The following is an 18,621-nucleotide window of genomic DNA, read 5'->3' as shown; positions in this document are numbered from 1 at the left end:
AGAGGTCTTCGTCACAGGCAGTTCATTTGTCAACTACCCAACCCCTTGTCATACTTTTCTCAGCATCCCGCAACTTTCGTGGGGTGTTTCGCGGCCTCGGGGGCGAGGCTGCACCACACTCTCGGGGGAGAACACTCGTATGCGCTCTGGCGCGCCCATGCACGCCTTCGTCCGACCCGCCCGCGGCCTCGTCCGTGCCGCAGTCGTGTCGGCCACCGTCGCCGGCCTCGCGATCGGCCTCGCGCCGTCCGCCTCGGCCGCCGACACCACACCGCCGTCGGTGCCGAGCAGCCTCAAGGCCGTCTACTACGGCGGGGTCGGCAGCCAGATCAGCTGGGGCAAGGTCTCGGCCTCCGACCTGGGCACCTACGTCGTCTACCGCTCGACGAGCAAGACGCTGGTCCCGGCCACCGACGCCATCGGCACGACGACGTCGCTGTCCTTCACCGACGCCAAGGCCACCGCCGGCACGACGTACTACTACGGCGTCGCCGCGCGCGACACGACCGGCAACACCTCGAAGCCGTCCAGCGTCATGACGCTCAAGGCCACCGACACGGCCGCGCCGAGCACCCCGAGCAGCCTCAAGGCCACCGCGACCAGCGGCGGCATCGCGCTCGACTGGGCCGACCTCGTCGTGCCGGACCTCGCCGGCTACAAGGTCGCCAGGTCCTCGAGCTCGAGCGGCACGTACACGACGCTCACGTCGTCGCCCGTCACCACCTCCGCGTTCACCGACGCGACCGCGCCGGCCGGCGCCACCTCGTACTACCGCGTCACCGCGGTCGACAAGACCGGCAACACCTCCTCCGCCGCGAGCGCCTACGCCAAGGCGTCCGCCGCCCCGGCCCCCAGCACCGCACCTGCGGCGCCGACCGGCCTGAAGGCCACGGTCAGCAGCGCGAACGCCGTGGCCCTGACCTGGACGGCCCCCAGCGGCAGCCTCAGCGGCTACACGCTGTCCCGCTCGACCTCGAGCACCGGGACCTTCACCACGGTGGCCTCCCCGGCGGCCACGGCCACGTCGTACACCGACACCACGGCCCCGGCCGGCGCGGCCGTCTACTACCGCCTGGTCGCGACAAACACGGTCGGGTCCTCCCCGGCCGCGACGGTCTCCGCGACGACGGCCAAGGACACCACCGCCCCGGCCACGCCGTCGTCCCCCAAGGCCGTCGTCGTCGCGAACGGCGGCGGCATGACGGTCTCGTGGACGGCCAACAAGGAGTCCGACCTCGCCGGCTACCTCGTGCTCAAGCGCAACGGCGCCGGCGACTACGTCACGCTGCTCGGCGCCGACAAGCCCTTCGTGCCGACCACCTTCACCGACCCGTCGGTGACCGAGGGCAAGGTCGCGTACTTCCGCATCCGGGCCGTCGACACCAGCGGCAACGTCTCGTCGTACGTCTCGCTCACGGCCAACAACCCGAACGTCGCCCCCAAGGCGCCGTCGTCGCTGAAGGCGACGGCCAGCACCAAGGCGGGCATCGACCTCACCTGGGCCGCGCCGACCGACACCGACGTCGCGGGCTACAACGTCTACCGCTCGGTGGACGCCGGCAAGACCTACCCGCTGCTCGCGACCGCCACGGCCGCCGCCGTGACCGCGACCCCGCGGTTCTCCGACACCAGCGCGCCGCAGGGCGTGAAGTCGATGTACAAGATCACCGCGCAGGACGTCGTCGGGAACCTCTCCTCGGCCTCCACGGTCGTCTACGCCACCTCGACGACGGCGCCCGTCGCGCTGCCGGTCGTCACGAAGACGATCACGGTCGGCCCCAACGGGCAGTTCGCCACCATCGGTGCCGCTCTCGCCACGATCCCCGCCACGAACCTCGAGAGCTGGACGCTCGACATCGCGCCGGGCACGTACCGCGAGAAGCTGCGCCTCTCGAGCCCGAACGTCACGCTGCACGGCACCGGCGCCGGGCCGGGCGACACGGTGATCACCTACGACGCCGCCTCCGGGACCATCGACCCCACCGACGGCGAGCCGTACGGCACCGCGAACAGCTACACCGTCTTCGCCGAGGCGAAGAACCTCAAGCTGGCCAACCTCTCGGTCGTCAACGCCTTCGACGAGGCCGCGCACCCCGAGATCACCAGCCAGCAGGCCGTCGCCCTGCGCGTCGAGGGCGACCGCTTCGTCGCCGACGGCGTCCGGCTGATCGGCAACCAGGACACCCTGCTCGCCGACACCCCCAAGCCGACCACGCGGATCCGGCAGTACTACGTCAACAGCTACATCGAGGGTGACGTCGACTACCTCTTCGGCGCGGCGAACGCCGTCTTCGACCGCGTCACGCTGCACTCCCTCGACCGCGGCAAGAGCGACAACGGCGCGATCACCGCGGCCAGCACCGACACGGGCAGCAAGTACGGCTTCCTGATCGTCGACAGCAAGGTCGTCTCCTCCGCCGCCGCCGGAACCGTGCACCTCGGCCGCCCGTGGCACCCGAGCGCCGACCCGAACGCCATCGCCTCGGTCGTCGTCAAGAACACCTGGCTGCCCAGCGCCATCGCGACCGACCAGCCCTGGGAGGACATGGCCACCGCCGACTCCTCCGGCACCAAGGTCAACTTCCGCTGGCAGGACGCCCGCTTCAGCGAGTACAAGAACATCGGCCCGGGCGCCCTGCCGGTCGGGACCGTCAACGCCAACCGCCCGCAGCTGACCGACAGCAACGCCGCCAACGCGACCCCGGCGAAGTACCTCGCCGGCAGCGACGGCTGGGCCCCGATGGTCGGCGCCTCCACCGCGGCCCCGGCCGCCCCGGCCGGTCTGGCCGTCACCACCGACAACCGCGTCGCCCACCTCACCTGGGCCGACGACAGCTCGGCCGACGTCGTCGGCTGGAAGGTCTACCGCTCGGCCGACGGCGTCGAGACCGCCCTGGGCACGGTCGACCGCCCCGCGTTCAGCGACACCACCGCGGTCAACGGCGCGACGTACGCCTACTCCGTCGCGGCGCTCAGCCGCAGCGGCGCCGAGTCGGGCCGCAGCCCGGCCGTCACGGCGACGATCGCCGCCGCCCCGCTGGTCGTCGACCTGACGGTGGACCCGGCCCACGCGGACGGGGTCAAGACCTTCGCCACCCTGGGCGCGGCGCTCGCCGCGGCCCCGGCCGGCACGGTCGCCGACCCGACGGTGATCTCCGTCGTGCCCGGCCGCTACGCCGAGTACCTCACGATCGCCAAGCCGTACGTGACCGTCGTCGGCTCGACCGGCACGGCCTCCGACGTCGTCATCACCGGCAACCGCGCGGCGGGCACGCCCACCGGCGGCAAGAACGACGACGGCACGCCCGCCACGTACGGGACGTCCGGCAGCGCCACGCTCCTGGTCACCGGCACCGGTGACTCGCTGCGCGACCTGACGGTCGAGAACGCGTACAAGGAGGGGACCTACGCCAACGGCCAGGCCGTGGCGATGCGCTCCACCGGTGACAAGCTCGTCTTCGACGACATCCGGCTGCTCGGCAACCAGGACACCCTGTACGCCAACAGCGCCGGGACCGCCGTGGCCTCGCGGCAGTACTTCCACGACTGCTACGTCGAGGGCGACGTCGACTACCTCTTCGGCCGCGCGACCGCCGTCTTCGACGGCTGCGTGCTGAAGTCGCTCGACCACGGCACCTCGCCGAACGGCGCGGTCACCGCGGCCAGCACGGACCTCAGCCAGAAGTACGGCTTCCTGATCACGCGGAGCCGCTTCACCGGCACCGCGCCGGACGGTTCGCAGAACCTGGGCCGCCCCTGGCAGCCCGGCCAGACGCAGGCCGACGGGACGTCGGTCGCCGACAAGAACGCGGTCGCCCAGGTCGTCGTCCGCGACAGCTGGCTCGGTCCGGTCGTCAGCACGACGCAGACCTGGACCGACATGGTCAACAGCGGCACGACGACGCACTGGCAGGACGCCCGCTTCGCCGAGTACGCCAACTCCGGTCCCGGCGCGCTGCCGGCCGGCGCCACGAACGCCAACCGCCCGCAGCTCGCCGCGGCCGACGCCGCGACGTACACGCCGGAGCGCTACCTGGCCGGCACCGACGGCTGGAACCCGGTCGTCGACGCCGCACCCGACGCCGCCCCGGCCCCGGTCACCGGCCTGGTCGCCGGCGCCGACGACGGGCTGGTCACGCTGAGCTGGGACGACAGCACCGAGCCCGACGTCACCGCGTACCGGGTCTACCGGGCCGAGGGCGGCGTGGTCGCCATGACCGACGCCGACCTCGTCGCAAAGGTGGCCAAGCCGACGTACGCCGACAAGGCCGTCGTCAACGGCACGGCGTACGCCTACACGGTCGTCGCGGTCGACGCCGCCGGCCACGTCTCCGGCGGCACCGCTCCCGTCAGCGTCACCCCGAACCCGCAGCCGCTCGTGGCCGACCTGACCGTCGCCAAGGACGGCAGCGGCGACTACACCTCGCTGCAGGCCGCCCTCACCGCCGCGACCCCGGGCACCGCCGCGAAGCCGACGGTCGTCCTGGTCAAGCCGGGCACCTACCACGAGGTCGTCACCTCGGCGAAGGCCAACCTGGTCGTCGCCGGCACCACCGGCGACCCGCGCGACGTGCGGATCGAGTTCGACAACGCCAACGGCACCGCGGTCTCGGCGGGCACCTGCCCGCAGGTCACCACCGCCACGACCTGCGGCACGTCGGGCAGCTACACCGTGTTCCTGTCCGGGTCGAACGTGAAGGTCTCCGACCTGACGATCGCCAACACCTTCGACAAGGACGCGCACCCCGAGATCGGGAACTTCAACACCCAGGCCGTCGCGCTGCGCATGACCGGCGACCGGCAGGTCTACTCGAACGTGCGGCTGCTGGGTGTCCAGGACACCGTGCTGGCCGACGCCCAGGGCAACATCAGCTCGACCGGCACCGGCTACCCGCGCCAGTACGTCGTCGGCTCCTACGTGGAGGGCAACGTCGACTTCGTGTTCGGCCGCGCCACCACGGTGTTCGACCGGACGACGATCCATGCCACCAGCCACAACGGCGGCACGGTCTTCGCCCCGAGCACGGCCAGCAAGAACCCGTACGGCTACCTGGTCGTCAACAGCCGCATCGTCAGCGACAACGACCCGGGCACCTTCGCCCTCGGCCGTCCGTGGCGCGGCTGGGGCGACGGCACGCAGCCCGACAGCTCGCGCGGCCAGACGACGATCCGCAACACCTGGATCGGCGAGGGCATCAGCACCGCCCAGCCCTGGGTCGACTTCGCGCCGAACGTCTGGACCGACGGACGCTTCAGCGAGTACGCGAACACCGGTCCCGGCGCTCTGCCGGCCGGGGGGCAGAACGGGAACCGGCCCCAGCTGAGCGACGCCCAGGCCGCGGACGCGACCGCAAGCAAGTACCTGGCCGGCACCGACGGCTGGAACCCGGTTCGTGCCGGGGCGCCCGACACGGCACCCGCCGCGCCGCGCGGCCTGGTCGCCCGGGCCGGTGACGCCAAGGTGTCGCTGACCTGGGACGAGTCGGGCGAGCCCGACGTCGTCGGCTACCGGGTGCTGCGCGACGGGCAGCCCGTGGGCGGCACGCTGACGCACGCCGCGTACACCGACGCCGGCCTGGCGAACGGCACGACCGTGGGCTACACGGTGGTCGCGGTCGACGCGGCCGGGCACGTCTCCGCCGCCTCGGCGACGGCGAGCGCCACGCCGCAGCTCACGGTGAACGCGGTCGTCGCCACCGACGGCTCCGGGGACTACCGCACCGTGCAGGCCGCGGTGGACGCCGCCCCGGCCAACGGCCCGTGGCTGGTCAAGGTCATGCCGGGCACGTACGCCGGCGCGACCACCGTCGCCAAGAGCGGCGTGACCCTCCTCGGCTCGACCGGCGACCCGGCCGACGTCGTGCTCACCAACGCGACGGCGACGCCGACGCTGACGATCACCGGCTCCTCGGTGACCGTGCGGGCGCTGTCGGTCACGAACACCGCGGGGACGAGCAACTCCCCCGCCGTGTCGATGACCGGCGACAAGGTGCTGCTCGACCGCACCTCGCTCACCAGCACCGACCGCACGGTCTGGGCCGACGTCCCCACCGCGGGCGCGACGTCCCGCCAGCTCATCGAGGCCTCCACCGTCTCGGGGGCGAACAACGTGGTCCTGGGCCGGGCGACCCTCGTGGTCCACGCGTCCAGCGTCGTCGCCACCAAGACCTCGGGCACGCTGCTGATCCCGAGCACGACGGCGACCAACGGTCACGGGTTCCTGGTGATCGGCTCGACGATCGCGCCGGCCGCCGGGGTCAGCGACGTCCGGCTCGGCGCGGGCTACGCGCAGGGCACGACGACGGCGGCCAACGCGCCCGAGGCCGTCGTGCGGGACACGGTCCTGAACGCCGGGATCAAGGCCCAGGTGTGGCAGGACTTCAACGGCTACAAGTGGGTCGACGGCCGGTTCGCGGAGTACGCGAACTCGGGCGCCGGCGCGGGCGTCACCGACCTGCGCCCGCAGCTGAGCCCGGCGGCGTCGACCGGCTACACGGTCGCCGCCTGGCTCGGGGCGCCCACCTGGTACGCGGCGGTCGCCGACCCGGCCACCCCGGCCGACGTCACCGCCCCGGCCACGCCGGCCGGCCTCGTCGCCACCGGTGCCGACGGCACCGTCGCCCTGGGCTGGAGCGTCGACCCCGACGCCGCGTCGTACCGGCTCTACCGCGCGGTCGGCACCTCGGTGGCCGTCGGCCCGGGCACGCTGGTCCGCTCCGGCCTCACGGGCGGGACGTTCAGCAACACCGGCCTGGCCAACGGCACGACCTACACCTGGGCGCTCGTCGCCGTCGACGCGGCGGGCAACACCTCCGTCGCGGCGACGGTCACGGCCGCCCCGGCCGACAGCCTCCCGCCGGCCGCGCCGGTCGGGGTCAAGGCCGGCGCCGGGGACAGCCGGGTCGTCCTGACCTGGACGGCGAACGGCGAGCCCGACCTCGCCGGCTACCGGGTCTACCGCGCCGGCGGGACCACCCCGCTGAACGCCGCGCTGCTCAAGGGTGCGACCTTCACCGAGACCGGGCTCGACAACGGCACCGTGTACGCCTACGAGGTCACCGCGGTCGACGCCCAGGGCAACGAGTCGGCGCGCTCCGCGGTCGCCACGGGCACCTCGGCCGCCGGCGACACGACGGCCCCGGCCGTCCCGACCGGCGTGACCACGCTGCTGGGCAAGGGCTCGGTGACGGTGTCCTGGACGGCCGTCGGCGACGCGGACCTCGCGTCGTACGACGTGCTCCGCAGCTCCGGCAGCGACCCGGCCACGGTGGTCGGGGCGGGCGTCACCGGCACCCGCTGGAACGACACGGCGGCCACCGTCGGCACCACGTACACGTACACGGTGCGGGCGAACGACACCGCCGGCAACGCCTCGGACGCCTCCGCCGGTGCCAAGGCCACGCCGGTGAAGGCCGACGTCGTCGTCGCGGCCGACGGGTCGGGCGACGCCACCACGGTCGCGGCCGGCGTGGCGCTGCTGGCCAACAACGCCGACTACACGACGCAGGGCTACCGGACGGTGCTCGTGCAGCCCGGCACCTACGCCGGGGCCGTCGACAGCGGCAACCGGTACGGCGTCCGCATCGTCGGCGCGACGACCAACGCGGCCGACACGGTGCTCACCGCACCGGGTGGTGCGGTGGCGACGCTGACGATCAGCGGCAAGGGCTGGACGGTGTCGAACCTGACGCTGACCAGCGTGGCGAGCGCGGCCGGCGCCCAGGCCACGGCCCTGCAGATCAAGGCCGGCGACCAGCAGGTCGTCGACAACGTCCGGATGCTGGGTGACAAGCAGACCCTGCTCGTCTCCACCGCGAACACGACGACCTTCTCGCGGGTCTACGTCCGCAACAGCTACCTCGAGGGCGGGGCCGACCTGGTCCTCGGCCGCGCGGTCACGGTGATCGACCGCAGCACGATCCACGTGCTCAACCGGCCGGGTGCGACCCTGACCGACTCCTCGGTCGACGCGGCGTCGCCGTACGGGTTCCTGATCACCGACAGCAAGATCGTCACCGACGGCAACCCGGGCTCGATCTTCCTCGGCCGGCCGTACTCGACCCAGGGCAAGGCCCAGGTCGTGGTGCGCGGCACCGAGCTCGGCTCGGCGATCAGCACGCCGCAGCCGTGGAAGGACTGGGACACGGTGACCCTGTGGACCGCCGGGCGGTTCTCGGAGTACAAGAACACCGGCGCCGGGGCCGAGATCGTCAACCAGGCGACCCGGCCGCAGCTCTCCGACGCCGACGCGGCGAGCTTCACCGCGAAGGCGTACCTGGCGGGCACCGACGGCTGGAACCCGACCGCCTGAGCACGGTCCGACCGCACCATCGAACGACGACGCCTCCCCGGGACCGCACGGTTCCGGGGAGGCGTCGTCATGGCGGGTGGCGTCAGGCCGCGTGCGCCCCGTGGCGGGAGCTCGGGCCCCGGCTCTGCGGCGGCTGCTCGGGCGCGCCGCGCTCGCGGGCGGTGAGGTAGAGCCGGTGCGCGGTGATCACGACGGCGAGCCAGGCCGCGCCCAGCAGCCAGGCGGCGACGACGTCGGTGAACCAGTGCGCGCCGAGGAGCACGCGGGTGAGGCCGACCACCACCGCGATGACGACCGGCACGACGACGCAGGCGACCCTGGCCAGCAGGGCCCTGCGGTGCAGCCAGAGCAGGTAGCCGACGACGCCGGCGATGACCGTCGCGTTCAGCGAGTGGCCGCTGGGGAAGGACGGCGAGTACTCGAACGGCGGGACCGCGTCGGTCAGCGGCGGCCGGTGCCGCCCGATGATGTCCTTGCCGGCGATGGTCATCAGCAGCGACCCCACGCCCGCCCCGGCGATCAGGATCACCGGCGTCCAGGAACGGCGCGTCAGGGCCAGCAGCAGGATCGCGGCGACGGCCATGCAGGGCATCCCCACGGGCCCGAAGAGGTAGGCGACGCCGGCCGAGACGTCGTCCAGCCAGGGCCGGCGCAGCCGCATCGCCCCCTGCAGGAACGGGACGTCGAGCGAGGCGATGCCGTCGTCCTCGGTCACGGCGTCGTACACCCGCGCCACCAGGAAGGCCGCGGTGAAGGCGATGATGACGCCGACCAGCAGCACGATGGCCAGCGCCGGCTGCGCGCCGACCCGGTGGCCCACGTGGGTCGCGGCCGAGGCGAGGCGCCGGCCGGGTCCGCTGTACCACCGGGTGGGGTCGGGCTCGCGCTCCGTGGTCGGCGCGCCCTGGCGGGCAGTCCGCTCGGCCGGAGGACCTTGGTCCATGTGCTGCTCCGTGCTTCGACGAAAGAGAGCAACGTACTGCCGACACGCCCGCACGACGGGTGACACGGGCCCGACCGGCTCAGGCCTGTCACAGGCCAGGACCCCGCGGTGTCTGGTGGGCATGAGCAGACGACGTGACGGCAGGGACCGCTCCCGGGTGGTCGTGGTGGGCGGCGGGTACGCGGGGGTGATGGCGGCGAACCGGCTGACGCAGCGCGACGACGTCGACGTCACGCTGGTGAACGCCCGCGAGGCGTTCGTGGAGCGCATCCGGCTGCACCAGCGGCTGGTCGGCTCCGACGACGCGGTCGTGGACTACGCGGACGTCCTGGCCCCGCGGATCCGGCTGGTGGTCGGCATAGTCGACCGGATCGACGTCGATGCGGGATGGCTGGTCCTCACCGACGGCCCGGACCTGGCGTACGACCACCTCGTCTACGCGGTGGGCAGCGGCAGCGCCGCCCCGCAGGTCCCGGGCGCGGGCGAGCACGCGTACGCGCTGACGAGCCTGGAGGAGTCCGAGCGCCTGCGCGGGGTGCTCGACGCCCTGGCGCCCGGCGCGCCCGTCGTCGTGGTCGGCGCCGGACCGTCCGGGATCGAGACGGCCGCCGAGCTCGCCGAGACCGGCCGGTGGGCGGTGACGCTGGTGTGCGGGCCGGTGGTCGGACCCTCGCTCCACCCGGGCAGCAGCCAGGTCGCCGCCGACCGGCTGCGCGCCCTCGGCGTCCGGGTGCTCGACGGACCCGGGTCGAGGGTGAGCGCCGTCGGTCCCGACCGCGTCCGGCTGGCCGACGGGCGCGAGCTCGCCAGCGCGGCGACCGTCTGGACGGCCGGCTTCGGCGTGCCCGACCTGGCCCGGCGCAGCGGCCTGAGCACCGACCGGGCCGGTCGCCTGCTGACCGACGAGACGCTGACGAGCGTCGACGACCCGCGCGTGGTCGGCGCGGGTGATGCGGTCGCACCCTCGGGCGCACCGTTCCGGATGAGCTGCCAGGCGGCCGGCCAGCTCGGCGCGCAGGCCGCGGACACGGTCCTGGCCCACCTCGCGGGTCGCGAGCCGCAGCCGGTGCACGTCGGGTTCGTCGGCCAGTGCCTCAGCCTCGGACGGCGCGAGGGCCTCGTGCAGCTGAGCCACCGCGACGACACGGTGCGGCGTTCGCGCGTCAGCGGCCGCGCCGCTGCCACGCTGAAGGAGGCGATCTGCTGGGGCACGGTGGCCCAGCTGCGGTTCGAGGCACGCCGGCCGGGGCTGTTCGTCGCACCGGCATGGTTCTCCGACCCGCACCGGGCCGGCACCGTCGCCGCGGCGGCTCGGGCGGTCGAGCCGGTCCGATGAACGCGGCGGAAGGGGTGCGTGAGGAGGTGGGCGGGATGGACGAGCAGCGCACCGACGCGGCGACGCAGGCCTTCGTGGCGCACCGCAACCTGCTCTTCACCGTCGCCTACGAGATGCTCGGCTCCGCCGCCGACGCCGAGGACGTGCTCCAGGAGACGTGGCTGCGCTGGACGGCAGTCGACCTGGCGCAGGTGCTCGACCCGCGGGCGTACCTCGTCCGGGTCACCACCCGGCAGTCGCTGAACCGGCTCCGGTCGCTGCAGCGCCGCCGCGAGTCGTACGTCGGTTCCTGGCTGCCCGAGCCCGTGCTCACCGCGCCCGACGTCGCCGACGACGTCGTGCTCGCCGAGAGCGTGTCGATGGCGCTGATGCTGGTGCTGGAGACGCTGGCGCCGACCGAGCGGGCGGTGTTCGTGCTGCGCGAGGTCTTCGACGTCGGCTACGACGAGATCGCCGCGGCCGTCGACAAGACCCCGGCGACCGTGCGCCAGATCGCCCACCGGGCACGGCAGCACGTCGCCGCCCGGCGTCCGCGGGTCGCGGCCTCGACCGAGCAGACGCGGACGGCGCTGGCGTCGTTCCAGCGCGCCATCGCCACCGGCGACGTGCAGGGCCTGCTCGACGTCCTCGCGCCCGACGTCGTGCTCGTCGCCGACGGCGGCGGCCTGAAGAGAGCGGCGTTGCGCCCGGTGGTCGGCGCCGACAAGGTCGTGCGCTTCCTCGCCGGCGTCAGCGTGAAGAGCCCCGCGCCCCTGAGTGCGGTCGCCACGTTCGTCAACGGCGCGCCCGCCCTGATCGTCCACCTCGGCGGCGACGTCGACGGCGTGATCGCCCTGCGCGTCGAGGACGGTCTCGTCACCGGCCTCTACTACGTCCGCAACCCGGAGAAGCTCTCCCGGATGGGTGCGGAGACGCCGCTCGTCCGTTGATGACGACGACGTGCGCGTGCTGCCCCGGCAGGTCGAGGGCGTTGGTGCGCACGTGCCCGGCGCACGAGTCGAGCGCCGTGAACGGTCCCCTCGTGCCTCGTCGGCCCGCACCAACGCCGCCCGCCCCCCTCTGCGACAACCGTCTGCTCGGCGTCGCGACCTCATCCTTCCGACGCCGGCCGTGCCGAGCCATACGTCGTTGTGCGTAGGTACGTCCCGGCCGGTGGTTGACCGGGGCGGCCGCTGGTGCTGGGCTACCGCCATGGCCGGGGACGAGGGCTGGTCGCGTCCTACCGGTCGCCGCGACCTGACAAGGGCCGGCACCCTGCTGCGTCAGGGTGAGGTCGCTCGAGCCTTCGCCGTCGCGCACGAGGTGGCGGCCACGGCCAAGGAGAACGCGGACGAGAGGTTGGCCCTCGACGCTCTCTCGGTCGAGGCCGACCTGTTGCTCTCCCTCGGTCGTGTCGAGGACGTCCTGACCCTGGCGCTCGACGCCGCCGAGGCGCTCGCGCGGCGACCGCGGACGCCCTCGTCCGGCTTCGCCGTCAGAGGAGTGGTCGCGGAGGCCGCGCTCGAGCTGGGTGACGTCGACCTGGGGGCGCGGGTACTCGATCCGGCAGCCCCAGGTGGAGGCTCGCTCCACCCACGGTTCACGCTCGCGTCCGCGCGTCTCCGGCTGATCCTCGGGGCGGGCTCCGGAACGGGGATCGACGCGACCGACCACCCGACGGCCAAGCAGGACCTGCCCGCGTGGACGTTCCGCGTCGAGGCCACCTGGTGGTCACGCGGGCCCGCTGCAGCGCTTGCGCTCGTGCAGGACGTACCCCTCGAGCTCGCCACCTCTGCCGACACGTGGGCGACGCTGCAGTTCGCGACGACGGGTCTGCGCGTCTGCGCCGACCTGGGCGCCTCGACGACGGGGGACGGCGAGAGCCGGCTCGCCCTGGACGTCGCCGACGCGCTGGTACGGCTCGTCGACGCCCGCGACCTGGCCGAGGCGCGCATGGCGGCGTCCCGCACGACGCGGGCGGCCGAGGAGGCGGACTGGCTGGCCGAGCGTGCTCGGTTGCGGCACTACGCACCGCTGTCGTCGTGGTGGCTGAGCGCGGCCGAGCGGTGGCAGGCGCACGGCCGCCCCCACCGCGAGGCGTACGCGCGCTGGCGGCTGTCGCAAGCGCTCGCGGACGAGGGAGACCAGCAGGGCGCCACCGAGCAGCTGCGGCGCGCGGACGCGACCGCGCGCTCGCACGGTCCGCTCCTGAGGCAGGTCCGGGCGACGGCGTCCCGGCTCGGCGCCGCATCCGAGCCCGCTCCGCAGGACGGCCTCACTCCCCGTGAGCGCGAGGTCATGGACCTCGCCGCCTCAGGCCTCACGTCGGCCGGCGTCGGGCACCGGCTGGGGATCAGCCCCCGCACGGTCGGCAAGCACCTCGAGAACGCCTACACCAAGCTGGGCACCAACAACCGCGTCAGCGCCCTGCGCAGGTTCCACGGGCAGGACCGTCCGGGCGAGGCCGGGTGAGGGCGCGCACCAGCCAGGTCAGCCGTCCCACGTGACTTGGGCACGGCACCCGACGAGCGGGACGCGTCTGAGCGACTACCGCTTGCCGCGCTTCTCCCGGGCCCGGACCTCGACGTGGACGGGCGTCCCGACGAACCCGAACTCCTCGCGCAGGCGCCGCTCGACGAAGCGCTGGTAGCCGGGCTCCAGCTGGCCGCTGGTGAACAGCACGAACGTCGGCGGCCCGGCCTGCGCCTGGGTGCCGAAGAGGATCCGCGGCTGCTTGCCCCCACGCACCGGGTGCGGGTGCGCGGCGACGACGCGACCGAGGAACGCGTTGAGCTTGCCCGTGGAGATCCGCGTCTCCCACGAGGTCAGCGCCTCCTGCAGCGCCGGGCCGAGACGGTCGACGTGACGGCCGGTCTGCGCCGAGATGTTCACGTGCGAGGCCCAGGCGAAGGGCGCGATGTCCAGCTCGACCTCGCGGCCGAGGTAGTGGCGCCGCTCCTCGTCGGTCAGGTCCCACTTGTTGTACGCGATGACCAGCGCGCGACCGGCCTCCTCCACCGAGGTGAGGATCCGCACGTCCTGCTCGGTGAGCGGGACGCTCGCGTCGAGGACGGCCACGCACACCTCGGCGCGCTCGATCGCCCCCTGCGTGCGCAGGCTCGCGTAGTACTCGTGGCCCGACGCCTCCTTGACCCGACGGCGGATGCCGGCGGTGTCGATGAAGACGTACGTCTCCCCGTCGACCTCCACGAGCTCGTCGACGGGGTCGACGGTCGTGCCGGCCATGTCGTGGACGACCACACGCTGCTGGCGGGCGAGCTTGTTGAGCAGGCTCGACTTGCCGACGTTCGGCTTGCCGACGATGGCCACGCGCCGCGGACCGCGCTCGGGGTCCAGATCGAGCGGCGGCGTCGGCGGCAGCGCCGCGAGGACGGCGTCGAGCAGGTCGCCGCTCCCCCGCCCGTGCAGGGCGGAGACGGCGTACGGCTCGCCGAGCCCGAGGTTCCACATCGAGGCCGCCTCGGCCTCGGCGCGCTGGTCGTCGACCTTGTTCACCGCGAGGACGACCGGCTTCTTGCTGCGCCGGAGCACCTTGACGACGGCCTGGTCGCTGTCGAGCGTCCCCACCGTGCCGTCGACCACGAGGACGACCGCGTCGGCGGTGGCGATGGCCAGCTCGGCCTGCTCGGCGATCTGCGCGGCCAGGCCCTGGGCGTCGGGCGCCCAGCCGCCGGTGTCGACGAGGACGAAGGAGCGGCCGTTCCAGTCGGCGTCGTACGACACCCGGTCGCGGGTCACGCCCGGGACGTCCTGGACGACGGCCTCGCGGCGGCCGAGGATGCGGTTGACGAGGGTCGACTTCCCCACGTTCGGCCGTCCCACGACGGCGACGACGGGGAGGGTACGGGCGGGTGCGGGCAGGCTGGCGCTGCCCAGGGTCTCGGTCATGTCACTCCGGAGGGTGTGTTCCGCACCCCCGGATGGGAGCACGCACGGCCCTCCAGGTTAGCCGGGCGCTGGGAACCCGCGCGCGCTCAGCGCGCGACGGCCGGGTCGAAGGCCGGCGGGACCAGCGCGCAGATCGCGTCGACGACCTGCTCGAGGGTGAGGTCGGTGGAGTCGAGCACGGTCACGCCCGGCGCCGCGTCGTGGAAGGCAGCGACCGTCGAGTCGTCCCGGTCGCGGCGCACGACCTGGTCGTGGACGGCCTCGGCGTCGACGTGCTCGCCGAGCTCCGCGTGGCGACGGGCGACTCGCGCCGCCGGGTCGGCGACGAGCAGCACCCGCACCGGTGCCTCGGGCGCCACCACCGTGGTGATGTCGCGTCCCTCGGCCACGATCCCGTCCGGCGCCTCGGCGATGATCTGCCGCTGGCGCGCGATGAGGTTGGCCCGGACGTCGAGGTTCGTCGCGACGGCGCTCACGGCCGCGGACACGGCGGGTTCGCGGATCGCCGTGGTGACGTCGTGACCGTTGATCGTCACGTCCTGGTGGGCCGGGTCGAGCTCGAGCCGCAGGTCGGCGGCCTCGACGAGCCGGGCGACGCCCTCGGTGTCGGCGAGGTCGAGCCCCTCGTGCATGGCCAGCCAGGCGGCCGCGCGGTACATGGCGCCCGTGTCGAGGTTCGCCAGGCCGAGCCGCTCGGCGACGCCGCGGGCGGTGCTGGACTTGCCGGACCCGCTGGGCCCGTCGATGGCGACCACGAGCGGGGTGTCGCTGAGGGTGGCCTGGCCGGCGGATCCGGAGGTCGTCGGGGCGTCGGGCATCTGGCCACCTTATCGAGCCGGGACCACCGCCCCGCGTGTCGTCCGGACGGGCGACAGGGCCCGTCCGCGCTCAGACGACCGTCCAGCCACCGTCCCGCATGACCACCGCGAGGCCGTCGGCCCGCTCCGGCTGCACGGACAGCGTCAGGTAGCCGACCTGGCGGCTCGCGTCGTGCTCGATCGCGATGTCCTCCACGTTGACGCCCGCGGCCTCGACGTCGCCGAACAGCCGCGCCAGCGCGCCGGGCTCGTCGGGGATCGCCACGACGACCTGCTCGTACGGTACGGGGGCCGACCCGTGCTTGCCCGGGATCCGGCGGGTGCCCTCGACGCCGCGCTCGAGCTCGTGGACCAGCGCCGGGTCGGCCGGTCCGGTCTCGACGGCGCTGATCAGGCGGTCCAGCGAGACCGCCACCTGCCGGAGCTCACGCAGCACGGCGGTGGAGTTGGCGCCGACGATCTGCTGCCACAGGCCGGGGTCGCTGCCCGCGATCCGGGTCACGTCGCGCAGGCCCTGCCCGGCGAGGACCAGGTCCTCGTCGGGGACGTTCGTGAGGTGGCCGGCCATGAGCACCGACACCAGGTGCGGCAGGTGCGAGACCCGGGCGACGGCCGCGTCGTGGTCGTCCACGTCGAGCGTCACGAGCCGCGCGCGGCAGGCCCCGACCAGGGCCACGACCTGCGCGACCGAGGCCTCGGCGCTCTTGCGGTGCGGCGTCACGACCCAGGTGCGGTCGACGAACAGCTCGCCGTCGGCGGTGACCGGCCCGGAGTGGTGCGAGCCCGCCATCGGGTGCGAGCCCACGTAGCGGGTCAGGTCGATCGGCCGGTCCCACAGCGCGTCGAGCACCCCGGCCTTGACCGAGCCGACGTCCGTGACGGTGGCGTGGAGGTAGGTCTGGAGGCTGTCCCCCACCACGTCGGCGATCGCCCGCGGGGGCACCGCGACGACGACGAGCCCGACCTGCTCGGGCATCGCAGGCTTGGCCGTCCCCGCACCCAGCCCTGCGGCCACCATCGCGTGGCTCGGCACGGCGTCCACCAGGTGCACGGGCCAGCCGGCAGCCGTCAACGCGTGCCCGATCGAGGCCCCGACCAGACCGGCCCCGACCACGACGGTCACCGGCGGCCCGGCCGGTGCGCTCACGACGCGGGTCCCGGGGCCTGGCCGGGCTCCTCGGGCGCGCTCGTCGTCGGCGTACCCGCCGCACCCAGGCTGGTCTCGGGCGCGGCGGGCGAGGTCGTCGAGGCGCTGGCCTTGTCGCCGCTACCGTTCCCGTCGCCGTTCCCCGCGGTGGTCGCCTCCCCGGCGAGCAGGGCCGCCAGCCGCGGTCCGGCCACGCGGCGGAACTTGCGCGGCAACGCCCGCGTGCGGTCGAGGACCGCGACCTCGAGGGCGTCGACGCCGAGCTCGCGCACCGGCGTGCCGGGCCCTGCGTCGGAGCCGAGCGCCTGCACGGCGAGCCGCACGGCCGCGCCGAGGTCGAGCCCGTCGGCGTACCCGGCCCGCAGCACCTCGGCGCTGGCGTCGGCCGAGCCGCCCATCACGGCGAAGTGCTCCTCGTCGCCGATCGAGCCGTCGTAGGTCAACCGGTAGATCTGGTCGTCGGCCGCGCCGGGACCGAGCTCGGCGACGATGATCTCCACCTCGTACGGCTTCTCGCCGCCGGAGGAGAAGATGCCGCCGAGCAGCTGCGCGTACGCGTTGGCCAGCCCGCGGGCGGTCACGTCGGTGCGGTCGTAGGAGTAGCCGCGCAGGTCGGCGTAGCGGATGCCGGCCTGGCGCAGGTTCTCGAACTCGTTGTAGCGCCCGACGGCGGCGAAGCCGATGCGGTCGTAGATCTCGCCGACCTTGTGCAGGGCCTGCGAGCGGTTCTCGGCGACGAAGACGATGCCGTCGGCGTAGTGCAGCACCACGACCGAGCGGCCGCGACCGATGCCCTTGCGCGCGAAGTCGGCCCGGTCCTTCATCTGCTGCTCGGGCGCGACGTAGAACGGGCTAGACACTGTGTCCCTCTCTAGACAACCGGAGCCTCCGGTCCGTCGGGCCGGGTGCGGCGCCCGCCCACCAAGGTGTCGACCATGGTGCCGACCTGGTCGTCGCCGACGCGCTCGACGCCGTCGGGACCGGCGACCATCACCACGGGGAAGATCCGCCGCGCGAGGTCGGGTCCGCCCGTGGCCGAGTCGTCGTCGGCGGCGTCGTAGAGCGCCTGCAGCACCGCCATGGTCGTGTCGGCCGCGCTGAGGTCGGGGCGGTAGAGCTTCTTCAGCGCGCCGCGGGCGAAGATCGACCCGGACCCGACGGAGAAGAAGGAGTGCTCCTCGTAGCGCCCGCCGGTCGCGTCGTAGGAGAAGATGCGGCCCATCCGCGCCGCCTCGTCCCAGCCGGCGAACAGCGGCACGACCGCGAGGCCCTGCATGGCGAGCGGCAGGTTGCCGCGGATCATCGTGGCCAGCCGGTTGGCCTTGCCCACGAGCGAGAGCGGGGCGCCCTCGATCTTCTCGTAGTGCTCCAGCTCGACCTGGAACAGCCCGACCATCTCCACGGCCAGGCCGGCCGCGCCGGCGATGCCGACCACCGAGAACTCGTCGGCCGGGAAGACCTTCTCGATGTCGCGCTGGGCGATCATGTTGCCCATCGTGGCGCGCCGGTCACCGGCGACGACGACGCCGCCGGGGAAGGTCGCGGCGACGATGGTCGTGCCGTGCGGGGTGAGGTCGCCGAGGTTCGTCGTGCTCGTGGAACCGGCGAGACGGGACGACGGGAGGACGTCGGGGGCGACCGCGGTCGCCAGCTCGACGAAGGACGAGGTGCCCGCGCGCAGGAACGCCGACGGCAGCCCGCCGCGGGTCACGTCAGGTGAGCTGGGGCTCACTGGCCGCCCTTCTGCACGAACGACCGGACGAACTCCTCGGCGTTGACCTCGAGGACGTCGTCGATCTCGTCGAGCAGCGAGTCGACGTCGGAGTCGAGCTCGGCCTTGTGCGCGCTGTCGGCGGCCGGGATCTCGTCGACCGACTCCTCGTCGTCCGACCTCCGCGTACGGCGGTGGGTCTGCTCGGACTCGGGCATGAGCACTCCTCTGACTGGGTTGGCGCCAGCCTAGTCAGCGCCACCGACAGTTCTCGGGCGTTCCGCTCCCGCGGGCCCGCGGCGCCGTACGCCCACTTGCGTGGGTCTTTCCGGCATAAAGGGATCCCAGGTTCACCTTCACGTGGAGCTCCCCCGCTTCACCCAGCAGATCTGCCGCGTGAAGCGCACGTCGTTCGCGGGCACCGCGGAGCTTCACGTCCACGTGAGGAACCTGAGGTCTGCCAGCGC

11 protein-coding genes are annotated in these 18,621 nt (G+C 73.6%); 4 read left to right on the top strand and 7 right to left on the bottom strand.

Annotation, left to right across the window (positions count from 1 at the left end; translation table 11 throughout):
* Nucleotides 1-139: 139 nt before the first annotated feature.
* Nucleotides 140-8,311, top strand: a complete 8,172-nt coding sequence (locus BMY04_RS09295) for a pectinesterase family protein (RefSeq protein WP_139209805.1) — start codon at nucleotides 140-142, stop codon at nucleotides 8,309-8,311.
* An 82-nt stretch (nucleotides 8,312-8,393) separates the two neighbouring features.
* Here BMY04_RS09295 and BMY04_RS09290 read toward each other — a convergent pair whose 3' ends face one another.
* The gene (locus BMY04_RS09290; protein WP_091179100.1) at nucleotides 8,394-9,254 is read right to left on the bottom strand and encodes a phosphatase PAP2 family protein; all 861 of its coding nucleotides are present in this window, start codon (nucleotides 9,252-9,254) and stop codon (nucleotides 8,394-8,396) included.
* A gap of 121 nt (nucleotides 9,255-9,375) precedes the next feature.
* On the opposite strand from BMY04_RS09290, the gene BMY04_RS09285 reads away from it, so the two are divergent.
* The 3 genes from BMY04_RS09285 (at nucleotide 9,376) to BMY04_RS09275 (ending at nucleotide 13,041) form a co-directional block, all read left to right on the top strand.
* On the top strand, nucleotides 9,376-10,590 hold the full coding sequence (locus BMY04_RS09285) for an NAD(P)/FAD-dependent oxidoreductase (RefSeq protein WP_091179665.1): 1,215 nt from the start codon (nucleotides 9,376-9,378) through the stop codon (nucleotides 10,588-10,590).
* A gap of 35 nt (nucleotides 10,591-10,625) precedes the next feature.
* Nucleotides 10,626-11,519 (top strand): RNA polymerase sigma-70 factor, encoded by an 894-nt coding sequence (locus BMY04_RS09280; RefSeq protein WP_091179098.1) that lies wholly within the window; start codon nucleotides 10,626-10,628, stop codon nucleotides 11,517-11,519.
* Between the two features lie 262 nt (nucleotides 11,520-11,781).
* Nucleotides 11,782-13,041, top strand: coding sequence for a helix-turn-helix transcriptional regulator (locus tag BMY04_RS09275; RefSeq protein ID WP_091179096.1), 1,260 nt, complete (start codon nucleotides 11,782-11,784; stop codon nucleotides 13,039-13,041).
* Nucleotides 13,042-13,116: 75 nt separating this feature from the next.
* On the opposite strand, the gene der is transcribed toward BMY04_RS09275, so the two are convergent.
* From der to BMY04_RS09245, 6 genes are all read right to left on the bottom strand, one after another.
* Entirely contained in the window at nucleotides 13,117-14,478 is a 1,362-nt protein-coding gene (gene der / locus BMY04_RS09270) for a ribosome biogenesis GTPase Der (RefSeq protein ID WP_091179094.1), read from the bottom strand.
* A gap of 86 nt (nucleotides 14,479-14,564) precedes the next feature.
* Entirely contained in the window at nucleotides 14,565-15,296 is a 732-nt protein-coding gene (cmk, locus tag BMY04_RS09265) for a (d)CMP kinase (RefSeq protein ID WP_091179093.1), read from the bottom strand.
* Nucleotides 15,297-15,366: 70 nt separating this feature from the next.
* A complete protein-coding gene (locus tag BMY04_RS09260; protein WP_091179091.1) occupies nucleotides 15,367-16,443 on the bottom strand; it encodes a prephenate dehydrogenase in 1,077 nt (358 codons plus the stop codon).
* Entirely contained in the window at nucleotides 16,440-17,303 is an 864-nt protein-coding gene (gene prcA / locus BMY04_RS09255) for a proteasome subunit alpha (protein ID WP_091179089.1), read from the bottom strand. The genes BMY04_RS09260 and prcA overlap by 4 nt, the downstream gene beginning before the upstream one ends.
* 11 nt (nucleotides 17,304-17,314) lie before the next feature.
* A complete protein-coding gene (gene prcB / locus BMY04_RS09250) occupies nucleotides 17,315-18,175 on the bottom strand; it encodes a proteasome subunit beta (RefSeq protein WP_232506216.1) in 861 nt (286 codons plus the stop codon).
* Entirely contained in the window at nucleotides 18,172-18,372 is a 201-nt protein-coding gene (locus tag BMY04_RS09245; RefSeq protein WP_091179085.1) for a ubiquitin-like protein Pup, read from the bottom strand. Before BMY04_RS09245 ends, prcB begins: the two co-directional genes overlap by 4 nt.
* Between the last annotated feature and the right edge of the window lie 249 nt (nucleotides 18,373-18,621).

Origin of the sequence: Microlunatus flavus (assembly GCF_900110855.1) — a bacterium.
In the GTDB taxonomy this organism is placed as follows: Bacteria; Actinomycetota; Actinomycetes; order Propionibacteriales; family Propionibacteriaceae; genus Microlunatus; species Microlunatus flavus.
Note: the sequence above shows the minus strand (reverse complement) of the source record. Positions and strands in the feature narration are given on the sequence as shown.

What these genes read in the sequence shown, in the direction of transcription:
- BMY04_RS09280 (WP_091179098.1), top strand. Translation starts at nt 10,626, where the DNA reads ATGGACGAGCAGCGCACCGACGCGGCGACGCAGGCCTTCGTGGCGCAC.
- BMY04_RS09275 (WP_091179096.1), top strand. Translation starts at nt 11,782, where the DNA reads ATGGCCGGGGACGAGGGCTGGTCGCGTCCTACCGGTCGCCGCGACCTG.
- cmk (WP_091179093.1), bottom strand. Translation starts at nt 15,296, where the DNA reads ATGCCCGACGCCCCGACGACCTCCGGATCCGCCGGCCAGGCCACCCTC.
- BMY04_RS09245 (WP_091179085.1), bottom strand. Translation starts at nt 18,372, where the DNA reads ATGCCCGAGTCCGAGCAGACCCACCGCCGTACGCGGAGGTCGGACGAC.
- BMY04_RS09285 (WP_091179665.1), top strand. Translation starts at nt 9,376, where the DNA reads ATGAGCAGACGACGTGACGGCAGGGACCGCTCCCGGGTGGTCGTGGTG.
- der (WP_091179094.1), bottom strand. Translation starts at nt 14,478, where the DNA reads ATGACCGAGACCCTGGGCAGCGCCAGCCTGCCCGCACCCGCCCGTACC.
- BMY04_RS09290 (WP_091179100.1), bottom strand. Translation starts at nt 9,254, where the DNA reads ATGGACCAAGGTCCTCCGGCCGAGCGGACTGCCCGCCAGGGCGCGCCG.
- BMY04_RS09295 (WP_139209805.1), top strand. Translation starts at nt 140, where the DNA reads ATGCGCTCTGGCGCGCCCATGCACGCCTTCGTCCGACCCGCCCGCGGC.